Consider the following 24,068-nt stretch of genomic DNA (forward strand, 5'->3'; position numbering starts at 1 on the left):
TCGGCGAGCCGATCCATGGTGACGCCGGTTGTCCACAGCCTGACTACTCGTTGCGGTGAGCGGCGGAAAGGCTCGTACTTTCCCTGGTGTGAAGCTTTCCCACCGACCCCACCTCCTGATCCGGAAACCCGCCGGAAGTTCCTCTCCCGACTCCACTCCGCAAGCCATCGTCAACGCACCGAAGGAGGAGATCCCGAAGAAGTCGGAGGCGATTGGACTCGCGACGAGCTGCCGGGGGTTGGACCCGTCCTCGCTCAGCGAATCGTCGACTGGCATAACGAGCACGACCGATCCACCAGCACTGACGAACTCCAGGAGGTCCCCGGAGTGGGCCCCCGAAGAGTTCGCATCGCTGAGGCCGCATGTCCAGGCTTGATGCTGAGGAAAGTGAAAAGGGCCGCGCGGCTGACCTGCGTCTGCTCGTCCCGGCGGCCGCTGGTTGGCTGACCGCCGTCCTGCTGCTTGGCGCGAGCGCATCGACTGCTGTGTGGGTGGCAGTGGTGGTGGGGCTTCTGATGGGCGTCGGCGTGCTGATGCTTCGGTTGCGCGGATGGATCGGACTGCGGCGTCCTGTGCGGCAGGCACAACCGGTGGGGTCCGGGCGACGGGGCTTGGTGCGGGTGCCTGCCGTGGTGGTGACGGGGTTCGGGGTTGGCGTTGTTGTGGTCGGGATGGCGGTGGCGGCCGGGCTGCAGGTGGTGCGGTTGCAGGCAGGGCCGGTGATGGGGTTGGCCGAGTCGGGGGCGGCGGTGACGGTTCGGCTGAAGGTGGTGAGCGATCCGGCTGTCCGGAGTGCTGCGGGGGGTCGGCGTCCGCCGTACGTGGTGATGCGGGCGACGGTGGAGGAGGTGGTTGGTAGGGGTGTGGCGACGCGGGTTCGTACGCCGGTGGTGGTGGTCGGGTCTGTGGGCTGGAAGGAGGTGAGGTTTGGGCAGCAGGTGGAGGCGACGGGGCGACTTCAGTCGGTCGACAAGGGTGGCGACGTCGCGGCGATGGTGTCGTCGCGGGTGGCGCCGCGTGTGCTGGATGAGCCAGCTTGGTGGTTGCGGGCCGCGGAGCGAGTGCGTGCTGGGCTGAGGCAGTCGGTTGCTGGAGAGCCGGAGGCGGTGCGCGGTCTGGTGCCGGCCCTGGTGATGGGTGACGAGTCAGGGTTGCCACCAGAGTTGGTTGAGGACTTCAAGACGACCGGCCTCGCACACCTTTCGGCTGTTTCGGGGACGAATCTGACCTTGCTGTTGGCGTTCGTCATTCCGCTGACTCGGTTGCTGGGCGTTCGCGCCCGTGGCCTGACCGTTGTCGGGCTGGCCATGGTTGTGGTGTTCGTGGTTCTCGCTCGTCCTCAACCGAGCGTGCTGCGGGCTGCTGCGATGGGCCTTGTCGCGCTGGCTGCGATGACCTCTGGCGGTACCAAACGAGGAGTTCGAAGCCTGTCGGTCGCAGTACTGGTCTTGTTGCTGCTGGACGTTTCGCTGGCCCGGTCCGCCGGGTTCGCGCTCTCGGTCTTGGCGACGGCCGGCATCGTCGTACTGGCTCCCGCATGGCGAGACACGATGGCGAGATGGATGCCTCGCTGGCTCGCGGAGGCCATCGCCTGCCCGCTGGCCGCGCAACTGGCCTGTACGCCGATAGTGGCCTGGCTATCCGGACAAGTCTCACTGGTCGCGGTCGGGGCCAACCTCCTCGCCGGGCCGGCGGTCGGACCGGCCACGGTGCTCGGCTTCGGCGCGGCCGGAATCGCCTTGCTCAGTGCCGATCTGGCCCGGCTGGCGGGATGGGCGGCCGCCTGGCCGGCGCGATGGATCATCCTCATCGCGACCGAGGGCGCCGACCTGCCCGGGGCGGCGAGTGCCTGGCCGGCGACGGTTCTCGGCATCGCCGTACTGACACTGCTCTGCCTCGGCCTGACGCTAGGGCTGCATCGGTTGCTCGCGCGACCGGTCGCGGTGCTCTTGTGCCTGATCCTGTTGGTGCTCGCCTTGCTCCGGCCGGTCGGCTCGATCGGATGGCCGCCCGATGATTGGGTCCTGGTCGCTTGTGATGTGGGGCAAGGAGATGGCCTGGTCCTGCGGGCCGGGCCGGCCTCGGCGGTCGTGATCGATGCCGGACCTGATCCGGTGGCGATGGACCGCTGCCTTCACGAGTTGGGCGTCGAGCATGTGCCGGTGCTGATCCTGAGCCACTTTCATGCTGATCATGCAGGTGGAGTCGCGGGAGTACTGGACGGCAGGGTGGTGGACGAGATCGAGGTCGGGCCTTACCTCGCGCCGGCCGCGGAAGTCGATCGGGTGCGGGCGCTGGCCGCGGCCGGCTCGGTGCCGGTCCGGACGGTCACCTACCAGGAGCGGCGGACGGCCGGCGAGCTCGCTTGGACGGTGATCTGGCCGGCCCGGGTCCCACCGCTCAGTGGTTCCGGCTCCGGTGGTGACGGGTCGCCGGAGAACAACGCGAGTATCGCCTTGATGGTCGATGCCAGGGGCCTGCGAATCCTGCTCACTGGTGATCTGGAACCGGAGGCCCAGCGGGCGGTGGTCGCGTCGGGTGTCGATCTGCGGGCCGATGTCGTGAAGGTCGCCCACCACGGGTCGTCGCGGCAGGACCCGGCGTTCGTCGCGGCGACGGGAGCGCGTCTGGCGGTGATCTCCGCCGGGGCCGACAACGACTACGGTCATCCCGCGCCCCGGACCCTGGAGTTGCTGCAGCGAGCAGGAACACGGGTGGCCCGCACCGATACCGGTGGATCGGTGGCGGTGCTCCGCCGCGGAGCGGGCCTGGCTGTGGCGACTCAGAAGTCGGCCCCATGAGCCAGCCGGACACCCCGAACTGAAGTTCGGCACGGCCACGGCAGCATGTCCGAGTCGATCGCATAGTCGGCATCGAGGAGCCTTCCGGAACCGGTCACTGCGACGCACTCGAGAGCTTTGACGCACTCCTGGCGACGAACAGAAGTAAAGAGTCTTGCGCTGGGGCGGTAAAGCGCTAACCGTCACATACCCACCTCTGCTCTCAACATTGTCGGGTACGAATCTCACGCTCCTGTTGGCATTCGTGCTCCCGCTCGCCCGGCTCATCGGCGTGCGGGCGAGAGGGCTGACTGTTGTCGGGCTTGCCATGGTGGTGGTCTTCGTAGTGCTTGCTCGGCCGCAACCGAGTGTTCTCCGAGCAGCGGCGATGGGCCTGGTTGCCCTGGCTGCGTTGACCGGTGGTGGCGGGTCACGGCGTGCGGTGCGGAGTCTGTCGGTAGCGGTGATTGCGTTGCTCCTGCTGGACACGTCGCTTGCCAGATCCGCCGGGTTCGCGTTGTCCGTACTGGCGACCGCCGGCATCGTCATGCTCGGACCGAGTTGGCGCGATGCCCTAGCCCGCTGGTTGCCCATGCGCTTCGCCGAGGCTGTCGCCTGCCCACTAGCCGCCCAAATAGCCTGTACGCCTGTAGTCGCGTGGCTGTCCGGCCAAGTCTCGCTGGTGGCGGTCGCGGCGAATCTCCTGGCAGGTCCGGCAGTAGGCCCAGCCACGATCCTCGGCTTCGGTGCAGCTGGAATCGCCTTGTTGAGTGCGGATTTGGCCCGGCTCGTCGGCTGGTTGGCGGGCTGGCCAGCCCGATGGATCATCCTCATCGCGGAGAGAGGTGCCGACCTGCCAGGCGCCTCAAGTGCCTGGCCCGCGACAGTGGTCGGCGTCGCAGTACTGACGCTGCTTTGCCTCGGGCTCGTGCTCGCCCTGCACCGCATACTCGCGCGCCCGCTGGTGATGCTGCTCGCGCTCGTCGTCTTGGCCGTCGCAGTACTGCGTCCAGTCCGCTCCCTGGGCTGGCCGCCGGCGGACTGGCACCTGGTTGCTTGTGACGTGGGGCAGGGCGACGGCCTGGTGCTGCACGCCGGCCGCAGTACGGCGGTCGTCGTCGACACCGGTCCCGATCCGGCAGCCATCAATCGGTGCTTGCGGGAGCTCGACGTGAAGCACGTGCCAGTCGTAGTGCTCACCCACTTCCACGCCGACCATGCCGGCGGCTTGGCGGGCGTACTGCGAGACCGGACGGTCGGGGAGATCGAAGTGACGCCCTACCTGTCACCACCCGCGGAGTACAAGCGTGTCTTCGATCTGGCGGCGCAACACCGAATACCTATCCGGATGGTCACCTACCAGGAGAAACGCACAGTCGGCCCGGTCAGCTGGACCGCACTGTGGCCGGCCCGCGTGCCTGCGCTAGCCGGTGGAGCACCCTCAACCTCCACGGGCGAAGGCTCGCCGGAGAACAACGCGAGCATCGCGATGATGACCGAGGTCGCGGGCCTGCGTCTCCTGCTCACCGGTGATCTCGAACCCCAGTCCCAGCGGTCGATCGTCGCCAGCGGAGTCGACCTCCGTGCCGATGTCCTGAAGGTTCCGCACCACGGTTCCAGCCGGCAGGACCCTGCCTTCATCGCGGCGACGCAGGCTCGACTCGCAATCATCTCGGCCGGCATCGACAACGACTACGGCCACCCAGCCCCTCGAACCCTCGACCTCCTCACCCACCAGGGAATGAAGATCACCCGCACCGACACCGCCGGCTCGATAGCCCTCACCACCTCCGACGATCAACTATCCCTGTCGACCAACCCCACCCACCCATGACCACGACCCCCTTGGCCGCCAATCCACGGCGTGCCCAGTCAGTCAGGGGACGCCCGCACGCCCGTCAGACCCGGCGCGCCGCACAAGGTGGTGCCCGCGGGAATCCCGCTCGTCATCTCCCAACCCGATCACCGGCCGCCTGCACGCTGGATGGCACCGCGGCAGCTTTCCGAGCATGAGTTCATCCACTCAGTTAGTTCCGGCGCGTTGGTCAGCGGGTGTCGGGGCGGACGAGGGCGAGCAGTTCCTGGACGGCGCCTTGAGGGTCGGTGACGGGGGCTTGCAGATGCTGTACGACGCCGTCGTGGTTGGTGAGGATGGTGACGCGCTTGAGCCATTCGCCGCCGCTGGCCCGGAACACCGGCAGCCTCAACGCGGTTGCGGCGCGGCCGTCTTGGTCCGAGGCGAGCTGGTAGGGCAGCTCGGCGTGCGCCGCGAAGGCCGCCTGCTGGTCGGGGCGCTGGCTGCTCACGCCGATCACGCGAACGCCTGCGGCCACGAAGTCGTCGTGGGCCTTGGCGAACGACAGGCACTCCAACGTGCAGCCGCGGGCGCCCGGGATATCGCCCCATCCCGGCGGATAGCCGTTCGCGTGCGGCGGCCATGCCGCCGGGAAGAAGAACAACACCGTCGGCCGGTCCCCTGGCAGCGCCACGGATTCCCCGTCGTGACCAGCCAGTTCCAGTGACGGCAAGCGGGTGCCGACAAGTCGCTCCAGGCGCTGAACCTCGAGGCTCGCCGGCGCGGCGCTGGCCGAACCGTCGCCCATCACATGCCGAGTGCCGAAGTCCTGCAGCGCGAGCAGCACCGGCAGCAGCCCTTCACCCATCGAGGTCAAGACGTAGTCGTATCGCGGCGGCCGATCCGAGTACGCCTGCCGCTCCAGAATCCCCTGCTCCACAAGGCGGGCCAGCTTCTCGGCAAGCGCACGCCGGCTGATACCGAGTTCGCGTTGCAGGGCGTCGAACCGGGTCACTCCGGCGGCGGATTCCCGGACCACCAGCAAGGTCTGCCAATCGCCGACCACGCTCAGCGCCTGCGCGATACCGCAGTCGGTCTCGGCAAGGTCCTCGTGACGCACGGAGTCAGCTCCTTGGGGAATCGGCGTGGCGTTGACCGCCATTCTCGCATAGGGTTCCAATTCGGAACTTACTTCGAAGGGGGCGGGATGAGGCGCGACGCCGGGGCGTTCTGGAACTACTGGGGCGCGAGCACGCTGAGCAGCACCGGGACGGCGGTGACCGCCGTCGCGTTGCCGCTGACCGCGGTCACGGTGCTCGACGCGACGCCGTTCCAGCTCGGCATGGTCGCGGCCGCGTCGTACCTCGCGTGGGCCCTGATCGGCCTACCTGCCGGGGTCATCACCCAGCGGCTCCCCCTCCGTCGTACGCAGATCGCCTGCGACCTGGTGCGTGCCCTTGCGATCGCGTCGGTTCCGCTCGTGTGGTGGCTCGGCTATCTGTCCATCGGCCAGCTTGTTGCGACCGCCCTGGTGATCAACTTCGCCGAGGTGCTGTTCTTCGCCGCCAGTTCGACGTTCATGGTCTCGGTGGTTCCGAAGGACGAGCTCAACGCCCGCAACAGCCTGATGTCGGGTACCCACGCGGTCACCCAACTGGGCGGGCCGTCGCTCGGCGGTTTGCTCGTGCAGTTGATGGGCGCGGTGCCGGCGTTGTTCGTCGACGCCGGGTCGTACGTCGCGTCCGCGGTGCTGCTTCGGCGGCTCCCTGAACGCAATCCGGTGGACTCCGGCGAAGCGCGAACGAGTATGCGGGTCATGATCGCCGACGGCTGGCGGTTCGTGGCCCACCACCCGGTGATGGCTCCCGCCACCTGGTGGGCCTGCGTCGTCAATTTCGTGTGCGGCGCGCAGATGGCGCTGTTCGCCGTCTACCTGGTGCGGAATCTCGAAGCTCCGCCGGGCGTGGTCGGGCTCTTGCTGGCAACCGAAGGCGTGGGCGCGCTGATTTTCGCCTCACTCACGCCCTGGCTGGTTCGGCAGTTCGGCTCTGCTCGCGTATTGCTCGCCGAGGGAGTTCTTGGCGCGGTAGCAGCCACGATCATCCCGTGGGGGCACGGTTCGACCGGCTGGATCTTCTTTGCCGTCGGCAACTGCTTGTTCGCCGGGTCGGTGGTGCCGGGCAGCGTGGTGACACGCACCTACCGCCAGGTGGCCAGCCCGCCGGAACTGCTGTCGCGGGTGATGGCGACCGTACGGTTCGTGTCCTGGGGGTTGATCCCGGCCGGTGGGTTGGTCGCCGGGGCGCTGGCGGAGGTGGTCGGCGTACGGACGACGCTGCTGCTCACCGCGCCTTTGATGCTGCTCGGGCCGCTGCTGGTTTGGGCCAGCCCGATTCGCAAACTGCGAAATCTCGAGGACTACGGGACTGAGCCGGCGCCTGCGACCGCAGCGGGCGCTTCGGCCGGACCGGAGAACACGCGGGTCTGACGGCAGGACAGAAGAAGCAACCAGGAGTTGCCCGAAGGTCGCGGTACGTCGCCGGCTGCGAGTGTTACCCGTTGCTTCCTTCGGCGATCAAGACGATCACGTCGGTGTCCTTGGCGAGGTAGGCGCGGCAGCTGTAGTTCGACTTGCCGGAAACGACGCGATCGAGGTCGGCTCCGGTCAGCCACGGGCCTTCTGGCAGGGCGCCGCGGAGATCCACGGCGACAGTCGGTGGGGCAGTAGCCTCCGCCAAGGCACCGGTGTTCCGCAGCTTTCGCGCGACCTCGGGCTGAAGAGTCACGACCGCATCGATCCAGTACGACGACGGTCCGGGCACGCGCTGATCGCCCAGAACGCCGGCCTGCCACGACAACCGCAACGGGTTGCCCAGAGCAACGAAACGTCGCTTGATCGGAGCAGGATCGGTACGAACCGCTTCGCTGGGTCGAACGTGAGCGGACGTTTGACTGTGGCTCGGCGACGCGCCCCGCCGTTGGGATTCCGCCTCGCCCGCCGGACCGCACCCGGCCAGAGCGATCACCAGGCAGGCCCAGCCGAGAAAGGCTGTCAGCGGCGTATTCATGTCTCCCCGGTTGGTCGCCCGTACTAGAAGTCCGATGATCATCGCTGATCCGGGGGCCAGTCCAGCCATCTCCGCTGTCGACACGCATGGAGGAACTCCGCACCGTGACACGCATGCTGGCTACTGTCGGCGCTTCGCGGATCTTCCGCGTTGACCGCTGCTCGAAGGAGTGACTCGTGTCCCGTGGACGGGTGATCGTGGTGTTGGCGGTGATCGTTGCGATCCTCGTGCCGGTGTGCGTGCTGACTTGGTGGGATCCGTTCAACCTTCGGTACCAGGGTTTCCTCGCCGCCGCGTCAACCGGCCTGGTGGCAGTGGCCGCCGCCGCCGCGGCAGTCCTTGCCTGGCGTCGCCGCTCCATCAGGATCACCGCTGTCGCGCTTGGGTCTGTCGGGGTCTTGTTCGCCGCGGGTACGGCGTGGCTGTCAGCCGAGTTTTCGCCGCGCCCGGATGGAGACCGAGTAGCGTCACCGGACGGCCGCCACGAACTCGTCAGCGTGAGAGGCGTCATGGGACCCGAGGTACGCCTGCGGCGCGACCGCGGCCTACTGTCGCAGGAAACCGTTGTCTGGTACGACGACGGGAGCAGCCCCAACGGCCTCGACAGCGGAACCGTCGTTCCAACGTTCCGGTTCGTCGACGCGCACTCTGTCGAGGTCACCGCCGACGGCTGCAGCCACCGGTCAACCTTCAACACCAGGACGCTGCTCCTGACCGACCGCGCACGTCCCTTCCGTACAAGCAACTGCTGACCTACCAGGACGGGCTTGGCCCGGTTCAGCTCGGTCGGGAAACCGGCTGCCCCGCAGCGGGAAGTTGGCGTCACCCAAGGGGGCGTTGTTCAACTTGTCCCGCAGGGCGCTGCGCAGGTTCGTCCAGCTGAGCAGGACCGGCTCGTCCCAGCGCCCGCCGCTTCGCCAAACGGCTCGAGTGCGCCGTAGGTCGCCGAGGTGGGAGCGAGGCGGCATCTCTGGGGCGTCGACCAGACCTGGGCCGGTGACGAGGGGTGCGCATTCTGCCGGAGGCTCGGGGGTGCGGGCGGTGTCTTGGCTGGTGGGTGACGAGATTGTCGGGCGGGCGTGGGATGCTGGCGGGGTTATGGCTGCTCGAAAGAATTCTGCGCCCAAGCTGGGTGACGTGCTGCTCGTCACCGGTCCGGAGGCGTTTCTTGCCGACCGGGCTGTTCGTTCCGCGATTGCTGCCGTGTCGAAGGGTGGTGTCGAGGTTGAGGTGACCGAGCTCGGTGGCGCCGATCTCGACGTCGGGGTGTTCGCCGAGCTCACCGGGCCGTCGCTGTTCGCGGCGGAGCGGGTGATGGTGCTCCGGACCTTGGAGAACCTGCCGGCCGAGATGGTTCCGCACCTGCTCGAGTACGCCGCGGCGCCGTCGGAGGACGTGCTGGTCGTCCTGGTCCACTCCGGTGGGCAGAAGGGCAAGGCGGTTCTCGACAAGTTGCGCAAGGCGTCGGTCAACGAGGTGGTTGCGACCGCGCCGAAGACGTGGGAGCTGCCGCAGTTCGTGCTTGGCGAGATCAGGTTGCTCGGCGGGAGCATCGACGAGCGGGCTGCCACCGCGCTGGTGGATGCGGTTGGCCATGATCTACGGGCTTTGGCGGGGGCGTGTTCGCAGCTTGTTTCGGACTCGGGTGGTCAGCCGGTTGATCCGGAACTGATCGGCCAGTACTTCGGTGGTCGCGCCGAGGTGACGAGTTTCGCGGTCGCGGACGCCGCGATCAACGGGCGGACCGAGCCGGCGCTCGAGCAACTGCGCTGGGCGCTCGACTGTGGTGTCGCCGCGGTGCTCGTGACGAGCGCGATGGCGGGCGGCCTGCGAGGGCTGGCGAAGTACACGAGTGCTCCGAGCGGGTTGCGCGAGGCGGATCTGGCGCGCGAGGTCGGCGTGCCCCCGTGGAAGTTGAAGACGCTCAAACAGCAGGCGCGCGGCTGGACCCCCGGCGGGCTCGCCACCGCGATCAAGGCAGTCGCCCAAGCAGACGCCGACGTAAAAGGCGCCTCCGGCGACGCCGGCTACGCCCTAGAACGAATGGTAATAACAGTAAGCCGCTCCCACGGCCGCCGCTAACCACCGGCCTCCGGCAGAAACCCACCCCACACGACTCGACCGAGCCCTGGCGTCTCGGTCCAGCGGCCGGTTGTGCGGCTGCGGGGTTATGGCTTGACTTCGGGGTGGGGGTGGGAAAAATTCTTTCCAGCAGATTGCTGAGGTAAATAGTTGTCGGAGGGTGGGCTTGATGACTACTTCCAAGGGGTTGTCGCGGCGGGTGTTTTTGGGGCGGGCGGCGGTGGGGACCTTGTTGGCCAGTGGGGGTGGTGCGTTGCTGGCGGGGTGTGCCAGTGGTGGGGATGACGGGGATGGTGGGAGCGGCGGGGGTGGGGCGGAGAAGACGTCGTCCAATCCGTTCGGTGTGAAGGATGGCGACGCGCTGGATGTTGTGATCTTCAAGGGTGGGTATGGGGACGACTACGCGAAGTTTCACGAGTCGCTCTACAAGAAGAAGTTCGGCAAGGCGGAGATCAAGCACAAGGGCATCACCGACATCACGCCGCAGTTGCAGCCGCGGTTCAACGGTGGGACGCCGCCGGATGTGATCGACAACTCCGGTGCGTCGCTGCTGCCGATGTCGACGCTGGCCAGTACCGGTCAGCTGGCCGACCTGACCGAGTTGTTCGACGCGCCCTCGGTCGACAACCCGGACGTCAAGGTGCGCGACACCCTCGAGCCGATCGCGCTGAAGGCGGCCATGCTCGACGGCAAGCCGCTCGTTCTCGAGTACGTGCTGACCGTCTACGCAATTTGGTACAACAAGAAACTCTTCGACCAGCACGGCTGGAAGCCGGCCAAGACCTGGGCGGAGTTCATCACCTTGTGCGGGGAGATCAAGAAGGCCGGGATCGCGCCGCTGGCCTACCAGGGTAAGCACGGCAACTACATCGGCCAGGTCGTGATGGACATGGCCGTGAAGCACGGCGGGCACGACGTCATCAAGAAGATCGACTCGCTCGAGCCGAACGCCTGGATGCACCCGTCGATCAAGCTCGCCGCCGAGGCGCTGCTCGAGCTCCGGGGCAAGGGTTTCATCCTGAACGGGACCGACGGCCTGGACCACGTCCAGTCGCAGACCGCCTGGAACAAGGGTCAGGCGGCCTTCATCCCCAGTGGTTCCTGGCTGGAGAACGAGCAGAAGCCGGTCGCGCCGCCGGACTTCGTCACCACCGCGACGTTCACGCCGCTGCTCGAAGGCTCCAAGCTGCCGGTCGACTGCACCGGCATCAACGCGGGTGAGAACTTCATCGTGCCGTCGAAGGCGAAGAACAAGGCCGGTGGTCTGGAGTACCTGCGGCTGATGCTGTCGAAGGAGGGTGCCGGCAAGTTCACCGAGCTGACTGGTTCCCCGACTGTCGTGAAGGGTGCGGGCGAGGGGCTCAAGCTGAGTCCAGGCGCCGAGTCCGCGAGTGCCCTGCTGAAGTCGGGCGGAGAGAACAACTGGTCGCAGTACTGGCCTGCTTGGTATGCGCCGATGGACAAGCCGATACGCGGCGTGTACGCCGAGCTGGCGGCGGGCCGGTTGACCGCCGACGAGTTCCAGAAGCGGGCGCAGAAGCTGGCCGACGACACCGCGAAGGACCCGAAGACGAAGAAGCAGGTCCGCAGCTAGCCGGCCACGGACCTGTCAGAGCCATTGCCACTACCAGTGCCCGCGGCCAGAACGGCTGCGGGCACTGCGCGCCTTCGGGCCAGAAGAACTAGCCCTGTACGTCGGTCGCCTGTGGGCGGGCACGCAAAAACGATCGGCCGCGTTCCGGGTACCGGAGGGGCCGATCGTCAGCGCGCTGTCAGAGGGAAGCGGCCTTCTTGAAGATGGACGACTTCCGGTTGGCTGCCTGGTTGGCGTGGATGACGCCCTTGCTGGCGGCCTTGTCGAGCAGGCGGGCAGCAACGCGGGCCTGCTCCTGCGCCTTCGCGGTGTCGCCGTTGTCAGCAGCCTCGCGGAACCGGCGAACAGCCGTCTTGAGGGTCGACTTCACCGACTTGTTGCGAAGCCGCGCAGCCTCGTTCTGGCGGTTGCGCTTGATCTGGGACTTGATGTTCGCCACGGATGCAGAGCCTCGATCAGTGTTTGGGATCAGTACAGGAAAGGGTGGTGCGTGCACGGGTGAGTACCAACGCACACGCGCGAAGAGACAGATTAGCAAGAAGCCGCCGTCCGCACCAAACCGAGCCGCCGCCCAAGCCCGCCCCACGGCAGCTCGGATCCTCCCGGGGACGACGACGATTCTGGTGACACAGCTCGCAAGGAGCGTGACATCACCGCGAGTGAACGGCATACTCAGCCCCCTCAGTGACGCCGGTTGCCGCGGGGGTGGTGTCTGCGGCCGTCACCAGTGAACCAGTTCCACCCTGCCTGGAGGCCCGCCCGTGCCCGCACCCGCCCGCCGTCGTACCCGCCTGCTCCTGGTGGCCTCGGCTTCTGCCGCAGCTCTGGTGATCGCCACCGGCGCCCAAGCCACCGCAGCCCTCACCTCACCAGCCAGCACCGAGGCCAGCAGCCCAGCCAACGGCTTGGCCGCGACCACCGAGACCAGCAGCGCCCCGGTCAAGGAGTCCCCGACCGGCGCCTACATCGTCCAGCTGGACGACTCCCCGGTAGCCGAGTACGACGGCGACATCGCCGGTCTGCCCGCGACTCGGGCGCTCCCCGGCGGCAAGCTGCTGACCGGTGCCGCCCAGGTCACGTCGTACGTGCGGCACCTCGCCCGCGAGCGCACCGACGTGCTCCGCCAGGTGCCGGGCGCGAAGAAGCTGTACGACTACAACTACACGTACGCCGGCTTCTCCGCGCGCATGTCGCACGACGAGGCCGTCAAGCTGGCCAAGTCCTCCGGCGTGAAGAGCGTCGAGGCCAGCGAGCTGCAGCACCAGGACACGGTCGACACGCCCCGGTACCTCGGCCTGTCGGGCCGAGGTGGCGCCTGGCAGCAGGCCGGCGGCATCGACAAGGCCGGCGACGGCGTGATCGTCGGCGTCATCGACACCGGGTTCGTCCCCGAGCGGCCGAGCTTCGCGCCGATCAAGACGACCAAGCAGTCGGACGCGCTGGTCGCCAAGAAGTGGAAGGGCACCTGCCAGGCCGGCACGGAAGCGCCGGTGACCTGCAACAACAAGGTCATCGGAGCCCGGTACTTCGACGCCGGCATCGGCGACCGTCCGATCCCGGCCGAGTTCCGGTCGCCCCGTGACTACGGCGGCCACGGCACCCACACGGCCAGTACTGCGGCCGGCAACTACGGCGTCGACATGAGCGTCCTCGGCCGGGACTACGGCAAGGGCTCGGGCATCGCCCCGCACGCCCGGCTCGCCATCTACAAGGTGCTGTGGACCGTCAACGAGGCCGGCGGCGGTAGCGGTACGGACGCGGACATCGTCGCGGGCATCGACGCTGCCGTGGCCGACGGTGTCGACGTGATCAACTACTCGATCTCCGGTTCCGGCTCGACCTACGTGAACGCGACCGGGCTTGCCTTCCTCCGTGCGGCCAAGGCCGGCGTGTTCGTCGCGACCAGTGCCGGCAACACCGGTCCGGGCGTCGGGACCGTCGGCAAGACCTATCCGTGGGTCATGACGGTTGCCAACGGCACCCATGACCGCGACGTGCAGACCACGGTCACCCTGGGCAACGGCAAGTCGTACACGGGTGCGGGGATCGGCGCCGGTACGCCGAGCGCCCCGGTGATCCTGGCCAAGGACGCCGGCCTCGCGGGCGCCAACCCCACCAACCTGGAACTCTGCATGACCGGCACGCTCGACCCGGCCAAGGTGACCGGCAAGATCGTCGTCTGCGACCGCGGCGTGACCGCCCGGGTGGACAAGAGCCTGCAGGTGAAGAACGCCGGCGGCATCGGCGTGATCCTGGTCAACCCGACCGCCAGCACGCTCGACTCGGACCTGCACTCCGTCCCCACGGTCCACCTCGACCACGTGGCCAACCCCGAGATCAAGGCCTACGTCTCCGGCGCCGCCGCCCCGACGGCCCAGATCGGCGCCGCCAAGACCGTCCGGGTGAACGCGCCGAAGGTCGCCAGTACGTCGAGCCGCGGCCCGTCCCCGGCCGGTAACGGTGACCTGCTCAAGCCCGACATCATGGCGCCGGGCACCAACGTCCTCGCCGCCACCAGCGCGTTCAGCGCCGCGGGTGGGGAGTACGCCTTCCTCAGCGGTACGTCGATGGCGTCGCCGCACATCGCCGGCGCGGCCGCCGTGCTCAAGAGCCGGTACCCGAGCTGGTCTCCGATGGCGATCAAGTCGGCGCTGCTGACCACCGGCAACTCGCTCGACACCAACGGCGACCCGATCAAGAATGACTCCGGCTCGGCCGGCAATCCGTTCGGGTACGGCGCCGGCATGATGCAGCCGAAGAAAGCGATGAACCCAGGACTGGTCTACGACTCCTCGTACGACGACTGGGCGAAGTTCGTGTGTGGATCGGGTCAGGTCGGGGCGACGCACCAGCTGTGTGCCAAGGGCAAGATCGACCCGAGCGACCTGAACTACCCGACCATCGCGATCGGCGACCTGGCCGGCCAGCAGACGGTCAAGCGGACCGTGCGCAACGTGGGCCTGCTTCCCGAGCTCTACCGCCCGAAGGTCGAGGGCATGACCGGTTTCCAGGTCACTGTCTCGCCGAAGCTCATGCTGGTCCTGCCCGGTCGCACTGCGTCGTACACGGTGACCTTCAAGCACAACGGAGCTCCGCTGGAGCAGTACTCCTTCGGCAAGCTCAACTGGACCTCCAACCGGCACGTGGTCAGTAGCACGCTGGCGGTCCGGCCGCTGACGCTCAAGGCGCCGGTGCAAGTCACCGGCACGGGCACCAGCGGTTCTGTCGAGGTCCCGTTCACCGCTGGCTACACCGGCACGCTGCAGACGTCTGTGAGCGGCCTGACTGCCGCCACGGTTGCTGAAGCAACTCTGACGAACCCTGGTGGCGTCTCCTTCCCGACCACCAACCCGGCGGCCAACAGCCACGTCGCGAAGTACACGGTGACAGTCCCGGCCGGCACCAAGCACGCCAGGTTCTCCACCTTCGACGCTGACCACCCGGCGGGCACCGACCTCGACGTCTTCGTGTATAAGGCCGGTACCAAGACCTTGCTCGGTAGCAGCGCCGGCGGCACCGCCGAAGAAGAAGTCAACCTGGCTGCACCCGCAGGTGGCTCGTACGACGTGTACGTCGACCTGTTCGCCGGCGCGGACGAGCAGCTCGTCAAGCTCAACCACTGGCAGCTCAACGAGCCCGCAGGGAACCTGACGGCCACCCCGGCCTCCCAGCCGGTCACCACGGCAGGCCAGGCGTCGGTCACAGCCACCTGGACCGGCCTGACCGCAGGCAGCCGCTACTTGGGCCGCCTCGCCTACACAGACGGCGCCGACGGCTCCGGCTCAACCATCATCCGCGTCAACAGCTAGTCCGCATCAACAGCTAGATCGCATCTCCAGCTGAGTCGGTCCCGCAGCCAGTCAAGGTGCTGCAGGGCCGACTCACGCTGCCAAGCACGAAGGGTGGGCAGACCCGCAGGCGACTGCTGGTGGCTGCCCCACCATTGCCCTCCCGCAATGCCGGCGATGAAGCCAGTGATCCCCACATCGTCCGGCAGCGGGGGAAGATCCACTGCGCCCCGCATGTCGGCGTGCAGGATGACGGTGTCCGCCCACGGCGCTCCCAACGCCGCGTGGGCCCAGTCGACGAAGACGACCCGCTGCTCGGTCATCAGGATGTTGTCGGCCCGCAGGTCCCAGTGCACCAGCCCGTCGCCCACAGCGAGAGCGGCTAGCCCGGCCCTGGCGAGCTCTGCGAACTCCTCCTGACGCCCTGCCATCCAGTCGGGTACGTCGAGCCCGTCGGCGACCACCAGATCCCAGCGGCTCAAGAACTCCCTGCTCCGGACTGCCGCGACTGGCGCGGCCGGCCAGGGGGATGGCTGCAGCGCGGCGGTCAGTTCCTCGAGCGCGTCGAGCACCCGGTTCGCGTCCTGCGGGCGCCACGGGTGGGGCGGGAGGTAGCCGTCGATGTCCTCCATCAGCAGGCCGACCCAGTCGCCGTCGTCGTACACGTCGTACAGGAAAGGTGTGTGCGGCAACGAGTGGGCTGCAAGCCCTTGCATGGCAGCGATCTCGTTGCGAAACAAGGTGGGCGTGTCAGGGTTCAGCGACGAGCCGACGGCCTTGAGGAAGGCGCGGCGGCCAGTGGTCGTCACCAGGCGGGCAGCGACGCCGGGGGAGAAGCCGCCCTGCTGGGTCGCTGCGGAGACGACCGACGAACCCAGTGCGCGGTCCACCCAGGCCCGGACGGTCGCCGGGGATTCCTCGTACGGCAGGCGGACTCCGCTTGCGTGTGCCATGCCTACCGAGGGTAGGGCCCGGGCAGCCGCGAAGCCTCCGATTTAGGGCCGGCCGAGGTCCGGACCGACGATGACGGACGATTCCGGGCCGTCCTGGATCCGTTCGCAGGCACCGGTCCGGACATTGCAGCGGGTGGTGAACACGCGGTCGGAGGATCCCAGCGAGGCTGCGCTGAGAACGTGGTTCGGATCCTCCCAGATCGCCGCGTAGTCGGGCGTGACGATCGTCGACGAGACGTTGAGGCCTGTCTTGGCCCCCGTCTCGACCAGGTAGCCCTGGGCGATGGTGCCCGTCTCGGCGACCAGCACGCTGCCGTCAGGCGATAAGGTGCCGCCCGCGCCGCCGCACTTCTCCACCACTGTCTGCAGCTTGTTCGCGGTGCCGAGCGTGACGACCTGGACGCATGCGTCGCTGCCCTCGTTGGTGTAGACGGGCTCCGGGTCGGTCAGCAGCATCCGGTCCGTTCCCGGGTACGCCGTCAGCCGGTGCTTGCCGGTGTCCACGGTGACTGGCGCCGAGCCCGGCTCCCACATCTTGGTCACGTACTTCGCTCCGTCCGACAGGAACCACACGCCGTGGCTGTTCCAGCCCGCCACCTCGGTGGTCGTGGACGCCGGAGTCGCCGCCAATCGCTTGCCGGTGGCAACGGAAACGGTGACGACCGAGGCTTTGCCGCCGGCCTCAGGGGCGACGTAGGCCAACCGGCTGCCGTCCGGCGACAACGAAGCGCCTTCGGCGGTCGTGCGCCCGAACGACCGGAAGCTCCCGTCCGTGCTCAGGACACCGATCTCCGGCAGATCGCCGTCGGCGCCCGTCCGGCGGTCCACCACCCAGCCACAGTCGACTCGGCCGATGCTGGTGATCAGCCGCCGGTCCGGCAGCGGAACCCTGACGCCGAGGTCCTCCAGATAGGTGACGTTCACGGGCCCGTCCTTCGCCATCACGAACGGCACCCTCGGCGGCGAACCGAACGGCAGCTTGTCCAGCTCGCCGTACTGCGAACCGGCGGGGTCCTGCGAACCGGCGTACTCCCGCTTCTCGTAGGTCAGCGCCTCGACGGCCGGCGGCTCCGGGCACATGCTCGCGGCCGGCGGCGGCGCCGAACGGTTCCGGGAGATCGCGACCGGGATGGCCACGGCGACCACCACGGCTGTCATGGCGAGCCCGATCGCCAGCACCGGTGTCCACCGCCGCTGGGCGGCCGGTTTCGCGGGGAACAGTTCCGGCGGGACCGCGGTGTCCGGCACGGTTCCGGCAGCGGCGTCGAGGGCCTCTGACAACCGCTCTTCGAGATGCTTCGTCATCGGTCCTCCTTCAGCTTGTGGCCCAGACTCTTCAACGCACGGGACGCGGTCGATCGCACGGAGACCTCACTGATGCCGAGAGTCTGCGCGATGTCGGCGTCGGACAGATGCAGATAGAACCGCATCACCAGTACTTCGCGCCGCCGGGCCGGCAGTGTCGCGAGTGCCGCGAGCACCTCCCGGCGGTCCTCGCCGATCATGGCCGCGCTCTCCGCGGACCAGACAGCCGGCTCGGGCTGGCCCCGGTGCAGCAGAGCGAGCTTGCGGCGCCGGAGTACGGACCGGCTGGTGTTCAGCACCGCGGAGCGCAGGTAGGCCTCGACGCGGGTGCGGTCCTTGATCTTGTCCCAGCGCCGGTACATCGCGGCGAAGGCTTCCTGGACGGCGTCCTCGGCCGACGGCCGGTCGCCGAGCATCAGCAGGGACAGCCGGACCATGCCGGCCCACTTCTCCCGGTACAACCGGGTGATCGCGGCCTCCCGGTCCAGCTCCGGCGCGGGCGGGGCCTCGGCCCGGCTGCCCCCGCTCAGCATCATGTCGCTCACAGTAGAGAGACACCGGCTCAGCACGTTTGTTGCACGCCAGAGGCTTCCTGTCACGAACCGAGATCAAGCGTGACTCTGGGTGACGAAGTGCCGGTCGAAAAGCGGTGGGGCGGCATGGGATGATTGGGGGACTGCCGCGGACCCTGCCGCGCGGTTGGATCGACCACCCGAGACGAACTGGAATCTTCCGTGCCCGCTGGCCCCACGCCCGTTCCGCAGCCCGGTCGTACCGACCCGTCGCTGATCCGGAACTTCTGCATCATCGCCCACATCGACCACGGCAAGTCGACGCTGGCCGACCGGATGCTGCAGATCACCGGAGTGGTCGACGGCCGCGCGATGCGGGCGCAGTACCTGGACCGGATGGACATCGAGCGCGAGCGCGGCATCACGATCAAGTCGCAGGCGGTCCGGCTGCCGTTCGCGCCGAAGCCGGACACCCCGGGCGGACTGCTCGCCCCGGACGGTACGACGTACATCCTGAACATGATCGACACCCCCGGCCACGTGGACTTCACCTACGAGGTGTCCCGGTCGCTGGAGGCGTGTGAGGGTGCGGTGCTGCTGGTCGACGCGGCGCAGGGCATCGAGGCGCAGACGCTGGCCAACCTGTACCTCGCGCTGAACGCGGACCTGCACATCATCCCGGTGCTGAACAAGATCGACCTGCCGGGCGCCCAGCCGGAGAAGTACGCCGCCGAGCTGGCGCACATCATCGGCTGCAAGGAGTCCGACGTACTGCGGGTCTCGGCGAAGACCGGCGAGGGCGTCGAGGAGCTGCTCAGCGAGATCGTCGCCCAGGTCGAGCCGCCCAAGGGTGTCAAGGACGCTCCGCCGCGGGCGCTGATCTTCGACTCGGTCTACGACACCTACCGCGGCGTGGTCACCTACGTCCGGGTGGTCGACGGTGAACTGACCCACCGGGACAAGATCAAGATGATGTCCAGCGGCGCGGTGCACGAGATGCTCGAGGTCGGCGTCATCTCGCCGGAGCCGGTGAAGTCCGCGAGTATCGGCGTCGGCGAGGTCGGCTACCTGATCACCGGGGTGAAGGACGTCCGTCAGTCCCGGGTCGGTGACACCGTCACCTCCTCGATCCGCGGCGCGACCGAAGCACTCGGCGGCTACAAGCACCCCCAGCCGATGGTGTACTCCGGGCTGTTCCCGATCGACGGCGACGACTACCCGACGCTGCGCGACGCGCTGGAGCGGCTGCAGCTCAACGACGCCGCCCTGCAGTACGAGCCGGAGAGCTCGGGCGCGCTCGGCTTCGGGTTCCGCTGTGGCTTCCTCGGGCTGCTGCACATGGAGATCGTCCGGGAGCGGCTCGAGCGCGAGTTCGACCTCGACCTGATCTCGACCGCGCCGAACGTGGTCTACCGGGTCCAGATGGAGGACGGCAAGGAACACGTCGTCACCAACCCGAGCGAGTTCCCCGAAGGCAAGATCGATGAAATTTACGAGCCTGTAGTACGGGCGACGATCCTCAGCCCGAAGGACTTCATCGGCGTCATCATGGATCTGTGCCAGACCAAGCGGGGCAACCTGCAGGGGATGGAGTACCTGTCCGAGGACCGGGTCGAGCTGCGCTACACGCTGCCGCTGGCCGAGATCGTCTTCGACTTCTTCGACCAGCTGAAGTCGAAGACCAAGGGTTACGCGTCACTGGACTACGAACCGACCGGCGAGCAGGCCGCCGCGCTGGTCAAGGTCGACATCCTGCTGCAGGGCGAGACGGTGGACGCGTTCTCGGCGATCGTGCACCGCGACAACGCCTACTCGTACGGCGTCGCGCTGGCCGGCAAGCTCAAGGAGCTCATCCCGCGGCAGCAGTTCGAGGTGCCGATCCAGGCCGCGATCGGGTCCCGGATCATCGCCCGCGAGTCGATCCGGGCGATCCGCAAGGACGTGCTGGCCAAGTGCTACGGCGGTGACATCACCCGGAAGCGCAAACTGCTGGAGAAGCAGAAAGAGGGCAAGAAGCGGATGAAGATGGTGGGCCGGGTCGAGGTCCCCCAGGAAGCCTTCATCGCTGCCCTCAAGACCAGCGAGTCCCCGGGCGACAAGACCAAGAAGTAGTAGTGCCGGTCGAGATCCCCGCGAAGTTTCTCGAGGTCGGGTCACGCGGTCCTGACTGGGCCGCGTGGCTGGAACGGCTGCCCCGGCTGACGCGCGAGTTGCTGGCCGAGTGGGAGCTGCGCGAGGACGGCGTACCGGCGTACGGGAACTGTGCGTTGGTGGTGCCGGTGGTCGCCAAGGACGGTACGCCGGGTGTGCTGAAGGTGCAGTTCCCGCATTGGGAGGCTGAGACCGAGCATCTCGCGCTGCGTGCCTGGGACGGCAACGGGGCGGTCAAGTTGCTGCGGGCCGATCCGCGCCGGTTCGCCTTGCTGCTGGAGCGTTTGCAGCCAAGGGATCTGACCACTGTCGACGATCTTGAGGCTTGCGAGATTGTTGCCTCCAGCTACAAACGGCTGCATGTCGCCGCGGGGCCGCAGTACCGGACGCTGTCCGGCGAACTGAAGCGCTGGATCGAGGGCTTCCGGCAACTACCCGCCTCGGCGCCGGTGCCGCACCGGTACGTCGAACAGGCGATCTCGCTGGCCTCCGACTTGGTCGCCGACCCAGACTGCGACGGCACATTGGTCCATACCGACCTGCACTACTTCAACGTGCTGGCGGGGGATCGGGAGCCCTGGCTGGTCATCGACCCGAAGCCGTTGTCCGGCGACCCGGCGTACGAGGTCGCCCCACTGCTCTGGAACCGCTGGGACGACGTCATCGCCTCAGGCGACCTCCGCTTCCGCGTCCGCCAGCGCTTCTACACAGCCATCGACACCGCCAACCTCGACGAGGACCGCACCCGCGACTGGGTCATCGTCCGCCACCTGCTCAACGTCCTCTGGACCCTCCAGTCAACCGACCCCGACCACACCCTCCCCCAAGACTGGCTGACCCGAAACATAGCCATCGTCAAAGCCATCCAGGACTGACCGCCGCTCGCTTCCCGGCGGTGGAAACTCGGTGGCCGGCGGTCGTCGGCCGGGGGAGGATGGGCGGTATGCGGCTGCTGACGGTGAATGTGGTGGAGGAACTGATCCCGGGGCCCAAGGACACCGGGCTGACGGCGATCGACAAGCGGCCGCAGGGTGGGCGGGTCGCGGTGGGGGAGCTTGGGCTCGTGGGGGATCGGGTTTGTGACACCAAGAATCATGGTGGGCCGGATCAGGCGGTTTACGCGTACGCCGAGGAGGACGCCCGCTGGTGGAGTGAGCAACTCGGCCGCGCCATCCCGAGTGGGCTCTTCGGTGAGAATCTGCGGACCGAGGGGCTCGACGTCAACAACGCCTTGATCGGTGAGGTGTGGCGGATCGGTGCCGAGGTCGAGGTGATGGTTCGGGCGCCGCGGATTCCGTGCGTCACGTTCCAGGACCGGATGCAGCTCAAGGGGTGGGTCAAGCGGTTCCACCAGGGCGGTCGGCCGGGTGCCTATCTCAAGGTGCTGAAGCCCGGCACGATCGGCGCAGGTGATCCGATCGAGATCCTCAGGCGGCCGGACCACGAGGTCACCGTGGCCGAGATGTTCGCCGGCCAGGACTCCGCCAAGATGCGGGGCATGCTCGAGTCCGGCGTCGACCTGGTGGACGAACTCCGCGAAGCAGCCCAGCGCATCGCAGCAAGAGCCTGAACAGCAAGGGCTAGTGCGAGGGCTCCAGATAGCCGAGGGCGGCGGAGATCTTGCGGGCTGCTTCGATCGCAGCCGGGGCCATCAGGGCGACCTGGGCGATGGACTGCTCCAGGGACAACGTCGAGATGCTGACCGCCGCGATCGCACTGCCGGTGTGGTCGTGGATGACGGCGGCGACGCAGCGGATGCCGGGTTCGTTCTCCTCGTCGTCCAGCGCGTAACCGCGGGCGCGGACCTGGGCGAGGTCGGCCTTCAGCGCGGCCGCGGTCGTGTGAGTCAGCGGAGTACGGGCCGGAAGCCCGGTGCGGGTGACCAGCGCATCCAGTTCGGCGTCGTCCTTCTCGGCGAGCAACGCCTTGCCGATCCCCGTGCAGTGCAGCCAGAAGGCCTTGCCCACCCGCGACGGCATCCGATAAGGCTTAGGTCCGTCGAGACGCGCGACGTAGATCGCCTCGTCGCCGTTGAGCAGACCGACATGCACAGTGCAGCGTGTCTGGGCGACCAGGTCGGCCAGCACCGGCCGGGCCACCGTCGCCAGGTCCACGTTGGTGAGGGCGTGACCGGCCAGCCGCAGCGCCTTCGGGCCCGGGTGGTACGAACCGTCCTCGGCCTGGGCGACGAACTCGTGCTCGACCAGGGACGCCATGATCCGGTGCACGGTCGATTTGGCCAGGCCGGTGGCCGTCACCACGTCGGTGAAACGGGAGTGCTCGAGGACGGCGTCGAGCACCATCAGCGTCTTGTCGATGGCCGAGGGCGAACTCATGTCGCTCATCCTGTCACCTCTCATCTCGCCAGCCAGCCACCGTCGACGGCGAGCACGTGCCCGTTGACGTAGTCGGAAGCCGCCGAGGCCAGGAAGACGGCGGCGCCGACCAGGTCCTCGGGGCGGCCCCAGCGGCCGGCCGGGATGCGGTCGCGGATGGCCGCCTCCCGGTCCGCGTCGGCGCGCAGGTCGGTGGTGTTGTCGGTACTGATGTACCCAGGCGCGATCGCGTTCACCTGGACGCCGGCCGGCCCCCACTCGTTGGCCAGCGCCTTCGTGAGACCGGCGACCGCGTGTTTGCTCGCCGTGTACGCCGGTACGGTGATGCCGCCCTGGAAGCTCAGCAGCGAAGCGATCGTGATGATCTTGCCACCGCCCCGCCGGACCATCGACGCGCCGACCGGCCGGGTGACAGCCCAGGTCGAGTTGAGGTTCACGTCGATCACGTACTGCCAGTCGGCCGCCGTCGTATCGGCCGCCGAAGCCCGGCGAATGGTGCCGGCGTTGTTGACCAGAATGTCGATCGGGCGACCCGCTGCGTCGGCCAAGGCGACGGCCTCGTTGGCTGCCGCCTCGACTGCGGCCGGATCGGCGAAGTCCGCTGTCACCACCCGCGCCTGCCCGCCGCCGTTCTCCTTGATCGCTTCCAGCGTGTCTTCGAGCGCGGCATCACGCGCCATCAGGATGAGATCGGCGCCGGCCGCGGCAAGACCGGCGGCGATCGCCGCGCCGATGCCTCGGCGGGCGCCCGTGACGAGGGCGGTGCGGCCCTGCAGGTGGAAGGCGTTCAGCGGCGCTGGGCCGGGTGCGGTGGAAGGGTCCGGGACGTCAGCCGTCACCGCAGGTCCTTCACGTCGACGCCGTCCATGTCGGTGAAGGCCTGGTTCTCGCCGGCCATCGCCCAGACGAAGCTGTACGACGAGGTGCCGACTCCCGAGTGGATCGACCAGCTCGGTGAGATCACCGCCTGGCGATCGGCGACGAGCAGGTGCCGGGTCTCGTCGGGTTCGCCCAGCAGGTGGACGATGCGCTCCGACTCCGGCAGGCCGAAGTACAGGTAGCACTCGGTACGCCGGTCGTGGGTGTGCGCGGGCATCGTGTTCCAGGTGCTGCCCGCGTGCAGGGTGGTCACGCCGAGCACGATCTGGCAGCTCCGGACGCCGCCGGCGTGGATGTACTGGTCGATCGTGCGGCGGTTCGCGGTCTGCTGGTCGCCGAGCTCGAGCCGGTTGCCCTCGCCGGGCTGGACGAGTGTGGTGGGGAAGTCGGTGTGCGCGGCCGCCGAGAACAAGTAGAACGCGGCGTCGGTGCCTTCGAACACGACCTCGCGCGCGCCGCGGCCGGCGTACAGGCAGGCGCCGGTGGTGAGTTCGAACTTGGTGCCGTCGACCGTCACGGTGCCGGGGCCGCCGACGTTCACGATGCCGGCCTCGCGGCGCTCGAGGAAGTACTCGCTGCGCAGCTCCGGCCAGGTGCCCAGGGCGAGCGGGCCGCTGACCGGGCGGGCGCCGGCCAGCACGATCCGGTCGTGGTGAGTCAGCACGGCGGTGACCGTGTCGGCGGTGAAGAGGTCGTCGACCAGGTACGTCCGGCGCAGCGCGGCGGTGTCGAACCCGCGCACCTGGTCGGGATGGGTGGCGTGCCGGACCTGAAGAGGCTTCTGCGACGGGTTCACAGAACAAGGTTCTATGACGCGGAACAAAC

The 24,068-nt window shown here is 68.1% G+C and carries 20 protein-coding genes; 11 read left to right on the plus strand and 9 right to left on the minus strand.

Annotation, left to right across the window (positions count from 1 at the left end; all coding sequences use genetic code 11):
- The first annotated feature begins 15 nt into the window (after positions 1–15).
- The 3 genes from ACQPYM_RS14675 to ACQPYM_RS14685 all read left to right on the plus strand — a co-directional run bounded on the left by ACQPYM_RS14675 (position 16) and on the right by ACQPYM_RS14685 (position 4,614).
- Positions 16–447: a ComEA family DNA-binding protein gene (locus tag ACQPYM_RS14675; protein ID WP_433023278.1), complete on the plus strand. Its 432-nt coding sequence runs from the start codon at positions 16–18 to the stop codon at positions 445–447.
- Positions 363–2,801 (plus strand): ComEC/Rec2 family competence protein, encoded by a 2,439-nt coding sequence (locus ACQPYM_RS14680; protein ID WP_433020768.1) that lies wholly within the window; start codon positions 363–365, stop codon positions 2,799–2,801. The genes ACQPYM_RS14675 and ACQPYM_RS14680 overlap by 85 nt, the downstream gene beginning before the upstream one ends.
- A 244-nt stretch (positions 2,802–3,045) precedes the next feature.
- On the plus strand, positions 3,046–4,614 hold the full coding sequence (locus ACQPYM_RS14685) for a ComEC/Rec2 family competence protein (RefSeq protein ID WP_433023280.1): 1,569 nt from the start codon (positions 3,046–3,048) through the stop codon (positions 4,612–4,614).
- 211 nt (positions 4,615–4,825) lie between these two features.
- Here ACQPYM_RS14685 and ACQPYM_RS14690 read toward each other — a convergent pair whose 3' ends face one another.
- Positions 4,826–5,695, minus strand: coding sequence for a winged helix-turn-helix transcriptional regulator (locus tag ACQPYM_RS14690; RefSeq protein ID WP_433020771.1), 870 nt, complete (start codon positions 5,693–5,695; stop codon positions 4,826–4,828).
- Positions 5,696–5,782: 87 nt separating this feature from the next.
- Between ACQPYM_RS14690 and ACQPYM_RS14695 the strand changes: the two genes are divergently transcribed.
- On the plus strand, positions 5,783–7,063 hold the full coding sequence (locus ACQPYM_RS14695; protein ID WP_433020774.1) for an MFS transporter: 1,281 nt from the start codon (positions 5,783–5,785) through the stop codon (positions 7,061–7,063).
- 64 nt (positions 7,064–7,127) lie between these two features.
- Here the strand turns inward: ACQPYM_RS14695 and ACQPYM_RS14700 are convergent, their stop codons facing one another.
- Entirely contained in the window at positions 7,128–7,685 is a 558-nt protein-coding gene (locus ACQPYM_RS14700; protein ID WP_433020777.1) for a hypothetical protein, read from the minus strand.
- 134 nt (positions 7,686–7,819) lie between these two features.
- Here ACQPYM_RS14700 and ACQPYM_RS14705 point away from each other — a divergent pair, with 134 nt between their 5' ends.
- From ACQPYM_RS14705 to ngcE, 3 genes are all read left to right on the plus strand, one after another.
- Entirely contained in the window at positions 7,820–8,395 is a 576-nt protein-coding gene (locus ACQPYM_RS14705; RefSeq protein ID WP_433020779.1) for a hypothetical protein, read from the plus strand.
- Between the two features lie 346 nt (positions 8,396–8,741).
- Complete coding sequence (holA, locus tag ACQPYM_RS14710) at positions 8,742–9,725, plus strand: DNA polymerase III subunit delta (protein ID WP_433020782.1); 984 nt, start codon at positions 8,742–8,744, stop codon at positions 9,723–9,725.
- 169 nt (positions 9,726–9,894) lie between these two features.
- Entirely contained in the window at positions 9,895–11,319 is a 1,425-nt protein-coding gene (gene ngcE, locus ACQPYM_RS14715; protein ID WP_433020784.1) for an N-acetylglucosamine/diacetylchitobiose ABC transporter substrate-binding protein, read from the plus strand.
- A gap of 178 nt (positions 11,320–11,497) precedes the next feature.
- Here the strand turns inward: ngcE and rpsT are convergent, their stop codons facing one another.
- On the minus strand, positions 11,498–11,758 hold the full coding sequence (rpsT, locus tag ACQPYM_RS14720) for a 30S ribosomal protein S20 (RefSeq protein WP_360282077.1): 261 nt from the start codon (positions 11,756–11,758) through the stop codon (positions 11,498–11,500).
- Between the two features lie 322 nt (positions 11,759–12,080).
- Here rpsT and ACQPYM_RS14725 point away from each other — a divergent pair, with 322 nt between their 5' ends.
- Positions 12,081–15,128 carry a S8 family peptidase gene (locus tag ACQPYM_RS14725; RefSeq protein ID WP_433020787.1) on the plus strand — a complete coding sequence of 1,016 codons (3,048 nt, stop codon included), beginning with the start codon at positions 12,081–12,083 and terminating at the stop codon, positions 15,126–15,128.
- Here ACQPYM_RS14725 and ACQPYM_RS14730 read toward each other — a convergent pair.
- From ACQPYM_RS14730 to ACQPYM_RS14740, 3 genes are read right to left on the minus strand one after another with little or no spacing between them, the layout of a single operon-like run.
- Positions 15,125–16,060, minus strand: a complete 936-nt coding sequence (locus ACQPYM_RS14730; RefSeq protein WP_433020790.1) for a phosphotransferase family protein — start codon at positions 16,058–16,060, stop codon at positions 15,125–15,127. The two genes, ACQPYM_RS14725 and ACQPYM_RS14730, sit on opposite strands and share 4 nt — an antisense overlap.
- 42 nt (positions 16,061–16,102) lie before the next feature.
- The gene (locus ACQPYM_RS14735; RefSeq protein ID WP_433020793.1) at positions 16,103–17,365 is read right to left on the minus strand and encodes a hypothetical protein; all 1,263 of its coding nucleotides are present in this window, start codon (positions 17,363–17,365) and stop codon (positions 16,103–16,105) included.
- Positions 17,362–17,901 carry a SigE family RNA polymerase sigma factor gene (locus ACQPYM_RS14740; RefSeq protein ID WP_433020796.1) on the minus strand — a complete coding sequence of 180 codons (540 nt, stop codon included), beginning with the start codon at positions 17,899–17,901 and terminating at the stop codon, positions 17,362–17,364. The genes ACQPYM_RS14735 and ACQPYM_RS14740 overlap by 4 nt, the downstream gene beginning before the upstream one ends.
- Before the next feature lie 198 nt (positions 17,902–18,099).
- Between ACQPYM_RS14740 and lepA the strand changes: the two genes are divergently transcribed.
- From lepA to ACQPYM_RS14755, 3 genes are all read left to right on the plus strand, one after another.
- On the plus strand, positions 18,100–19,989 hold the full coding sequence (gene lepA / locus ACQPYM_RS14745) for a translation elongation factor 4 (RefSeq protein ID WP_433020799.1): 1,890 nt from the start codon (positions 18,100–18,102) through the stop codon (positions 19,987–19,989).
- 2 nt (positions 19,990–19,991) lie between these two features.
- The gene (locus tag ACQPYM_RS14750; RefSeq protein ID WP_433020802.1) at positions 19,992–20,903 is read left to right on the plus strand and encodes an aminoglycoside phosphotransferase family protein; all 912 of its coding nucleotides are present in this window, start codon (positions 19,992–19,994) and stop codon (positions 20,901–20,903) included.
- Positions 20,904–20,971: 68 nt separating this feature from the next.
- Positions 20,972–21,598, plus strand: coding sequence for an MOSC domain-containing protein (locus ACQPYM_RS14755; protein ID WP_433020805.1), 627 nt, complete (start codon positions 20,972–20,974; stop codon positions 21,596–21,598).
- Positions 21,599–21,608: 10 nt separating this feature from the next.
- On the opposite strand, the gene ACQPYM_RS14760 is transcribed toward ACQPYM_RS14755, so the two are convergent.
- Genes ACQPYM_RS14760 through kduI form a run of 3 tightly spaced genes read right to left on the minus strand, consistent with a single transcriptional unit; the run spans position 21,609 to position 24,039 of the window.
- Entirely contained in the window at positions 21,609–22,373 is a 765-nt protein-coding gene (locus ACQPYM_RS14760) for an IclR family transcriptional regulator (RefSeq protein ID WP_433020808.1), read from the minus strand.
- An 11-nt stretch (positions 22,374–22,384) separates the two neighbouring features.
- Positions 22,385–23,203: an SDR family oxidoreductase gene (locus ACQPYM_RS14765; RefSeq protein WP_433020811.1), complete on the minus strand. Its 819-nt coding sequence runs from the start codon at positions 23,201–23,203 to the stop codon at positions 22,385–22,387.
- On the minus strand, positions 23,200–24,039 hold the full coding sequence (gene kduI, locus ACQPYM_RS14770; protein ID WP_433020814.1) for a 5-dehydro-4-deoxy-D-glucuronate isomerase: 840 nt from the start codon (positions 24,037–24,039) through the stop codon (positions 23,200–23,202). Before kduI ends, ACQPYM_RS14765 begins: the two co-directional genes overlap by 4 nt.
- Positions 24,040–24,068: the final 29 nt, after the last annotated feature.

The sequence above is a fragment of the Kribbella sp. CA-294648 genome, from assembly GCF_050943845.1.
Lineage (GTDB): Bacteria > Actinomycetota > Actinomycetes > Propionibacteriales > Kribbellaceae > Kribbella.